The sequence below is a fragment of the Pseudomonas sp. MD195_PC81_125 genome (assembly GCF_014060985.1).
GTDB lineage: Bacteria > Pseudomonadota > Gammaproteobacteria > Pseudomonadales > Pseudomonadaceae > Aquipseudomonas > Aquipseudomonas parakoreensis.
The window spans coordinates 1-2,480 of the sequence record NZ_JABULD010000276.1; the positions used below are offsets into that span (position 1 = coordinate 1).

Annotated in this window: 6 protein-coding genes; all 6 read right to left on the reverse strand. The window is 55.4% G+C overall.

What is annotated here, in order from left to right:
• Positions 1-167: 50S ribosomal protein L30 (gene rpmD, locus HT737_RS12180; RefSeq protein WP_182402672.1), on the reverse strand; the 167-nt coding region annotated here is incomplete at its 3' end.
• Between the two features lie 2 nt (positions 168-169).
• Complete coding sequence (rpsE, locus tag HT737_RS12185) at positions 170-670, reverse strand: 30S ribosomal protein S5 (protein ID WP_003176409.1); 501 nt, start codon at positions 668-670, stop codon at positions 170-172.
• 3 nt (positions 671-673) lie between these two features.
• Complete coding sequence (gene rplR / locus HT737_RS12190) at positions 674-1,024, reverse strand: 50S ribosomal protein L18 (protein ID WP_003186037.1); 351 nt, start codon at positions 1,022-1,024, stop codon at positions 674-676.
• A 10-nt stretch (positions 1,025-1,034) separates the two neighbouring features.
• Positions 1,035-1,568, reverse strand: a complete 534-nt coding sequence (gene rplF, locus HT737_RS12195) for a 50S ribosomal protein L6 (protein WP_007966176.1) — start codon at positions 1,566-1,568, stop codon at positions 1,035-1,037.
• Between the two features lie 12 nt (positions 1,569-1,580).
• Positions 1,581-1,973, reverse strand: a complete 393-nt coding sequence (gene rpsH / locus HT737_RS12200; RefSeq protein ID WP_007966178.1) for a 30S ribosomal protein S8 — start codon at positions 1,971-1,973, stop codon at positions 1,581-1,583.
• Between the two features lie 209 nt (positions 1,974-2,182).
• Complete coding sequence (gene rpsN, locus HT737_RS12205) at positions 2,183-2,473, reverse strand: 30S ribosomal protein S14 (protein WP_182402674.1); 291 nt, start codon at positions 2,471-2,473, stop codon at positions 2,183-2,185.
• Positions 2,474-2,480 lie beyond the last annotated feature (7 nt).

Consider the following 2,480-nt stretch of genomic DNA (forward strand, 5'->3'; position numbering starts at 1 on the left):
ACACGCAGCATGTAGTAAGCCTTGTTGATCATCCCGCGATTCTCGGGAGTATCCTGGACTTCTACAGTGTGACCGATGCGACGCAGACCCAGACCCTTAACGCACAGTTTGTGGTTAGGGATGCGGCCGGTCATGCTTTTGATCAGCGTAACTTTAACGGTAGCCATGATCAGAAGATCTCCTTGACAGTCAGGCCACGCTTGGCAGCAATGGACTCAGGAGATTGCATAGCCTTCAGACCCTTGAAAGTGGCGTGAACCACGTTTACCGGGTTAGTCGAGCCGTAGCACTTGGCCAGAACGTTCTGAACGCCAGCAACTTCGAGGACAGCACGCATAGCGCCGCCAGCGATGATACCGGTACCTTCAGAAGCAGGCTGCATGTACACCTTCGAAGCGCCGTGAGCGGACTTCATTGCGTACTGCAGGGTGGTGCCGTTCAGGTCAACTTGAATCATGTTGCGGCGAGCAGCTTCCATTGCCTTCTGGATCGCAGCAGGCACTTCACGCGACTTGCCACGGCCGAAGCCAACACGCCCTTTACCATCACCAACCACGGTCAACGCGGTGAAAGTGAAGATACGGCCGCCTTTAACGGTTTTGGCTACGCGGTTAACTTGAACCAGCTTCTCGATGTAGCCTTCGTCGCGCTTTTGGTCGTTATTTGACATAACTTAGAACTCCAGCCCAGCTTCACGAGCAGCATCAGCCAGCGCTTTAACGCGGCCATGGTACTTGAAGCCAGAGCGGTCGAAAGCCACTTGCGAGACGCCAGCGGCCTTAGCACGCGTAGCGACCAGCTGGCCAACCTTTGTGGCCGCGTCGATGTTGCCAGTGGCACCATCACGCAGTTCTTTATCCAAAGTCGAGGCACTTGCCAGGACTTTGTTGCCGTCGGCCGAGATGACCTGGGCGTAGATGTGCTGCGACGAGCGGAACACGCAGAGACGCACGACTTCGAGTTCGTGCATTTTCAGGCGTGCTTTGCGAGCGCGACGCAGTCGAGTAACTTTTTTGTCGGTCATTTGCTATGCCCTACTTCTTCTTGGCTTCTTTACGACGGACGACTTCGTCCGCGTAGCGCACACCTTTGCCTTTGTACGGCTCTGGTGGACGGAAGTCGCGGATCTCAGCGGCCACTTGACCTACCAGCTGCTTGTCGATGCCCTTGATCAGGATATCGGTCTGGCTAGGAGTCTCAGCGGTGATGCCTTGCGGCAGTTCGTAATCCACTGGGTGCGAGAAGCCAAGAGCCAGGTTCAGCACCTGACCTTTTGCTTGCGCCTTGTAACCAACACCGACCAGCTGGAGCTTGCGCTCGAAGCCTTGGCTTACGCCTTGGACCATGTTGTTTACCAACGCACGCGTGGTACCGGCCATTGCGCGAGTCTGTTGATCGCCATTGCGAGCAGCGAAACGCAGCTCACCAGCTTCTTCAACGATCTCAACGGACGAATGGATGTTCAGTTCAAGAGTACCCTTGGCACCCTTCACCGAAAGCTGCTGGCCTGCGAATTTGACTTCGACACCGGCTGGCAGCTTAACGGGGTTCTTAGCGACGCGAGACATGCTTATCCCCCCTTAGAACACAGTGCAAAGAACTTCGCCGCCGACACCGGCAGCGCGCGCAGCACGATCCGTCATCACACCTTTGTTGGTGGAGACGATAGACACGCCAAGACCGCCACGAACTTTCGGCAGATCTTCAACGGACTTGTACTGACGCAGGCCTGGACGACTAACGCGCTTGACTTCCTCGATGACCGGACGGCCTTCGAAGTATTTCAGCGAGATGGACAACGACGGCTTAGCGTCGGTGGTGATCTGAAAATCCGCGATGTAACCTTCGTCCTTCAGGACTTTTGCTACAGCCACCTTCAACGTGGAAGACGGCATGCTTACGACAGACTTTTCAGCCATCTGGGCATTACGGATTCGAGTTAGCATGTCCGCTAACGGGTCCTGCATACTCATGGGCTAGACGCTCCTAATACAGAAAAATTAGCCTTGCGGCTACTACTTGTCGCCGAGAAATTCCGGGCACGAAAAACACGGGCTCAGGCGAGCCGGTCATTCTAGACACACCCCAGAAATGAATCAAGCCCCAAAAGGGGCTTGATTCAAATTCAAGGCCACCGATGGTCAGGTTCTTGCGACCCCGACCATCAAGGCTTTGACAGCGATTACCAGCTGGCTTTAACCAGACCTGGAACGTCACCACGCATTGCCGCTTCACGCAGTTTGTTACGGCCCAGGCCGAACTTGCGGTAAACGCCGTGCGGACGACCAGTCAGGCGGCAACGGTTACGCATGCGCGAAGCGCTTGCGTCACGTGGTTGCTTCTGCAGAGCTACGGTCGCTTCCCAACGCGCTTCTGGACTTGCGTTCAGATCAACGATGATAGCTTTCAGCGCTGCACGCTTGACGGCGTACTTGACAACAGTGAGCTGACGCTTCAGCTCACGGTTTTTCATGCTTCTT

Excerpts from the sequence above, each read along its gene's own strand:
- rpsE (WP_003176409.1), bottom strand. The coding sequence starts at position 670 with ATGTCAAATAACGACCAAAAGCGCGACGAAGGCTACATCGAGAAGCTG.
- rplR (WP_003186037.1), bottom strand. The coding sequence starts at position 1,024 with ATGACCGACAAAAAAGTTACTCGACTGCGTCGCGCTCGCAAAGCACGC.
- rplF (WP_007966176.1), bottom strand. The coding sequence starts at position 1,568 with ATGTCTCGCGTCGCTAAGAACCCCGTTAAGCTGCCAGCCGGTGTCGAA.
- rpsH (WP_007966178.1), bottom strand. The coding sequence starts at position 1,973 with ATGAGTATGCAGGACCCGTTAGCGGACATGCTAACTCGAATCCGTAAT.
- rpsN (WP_182402674.1), bottom strand. The coding sequence starts at position 2,473 with ATGAAAAACCGTGAGCTGAAGCGTCAGCTCACTGTTGTCAAGTACGCC.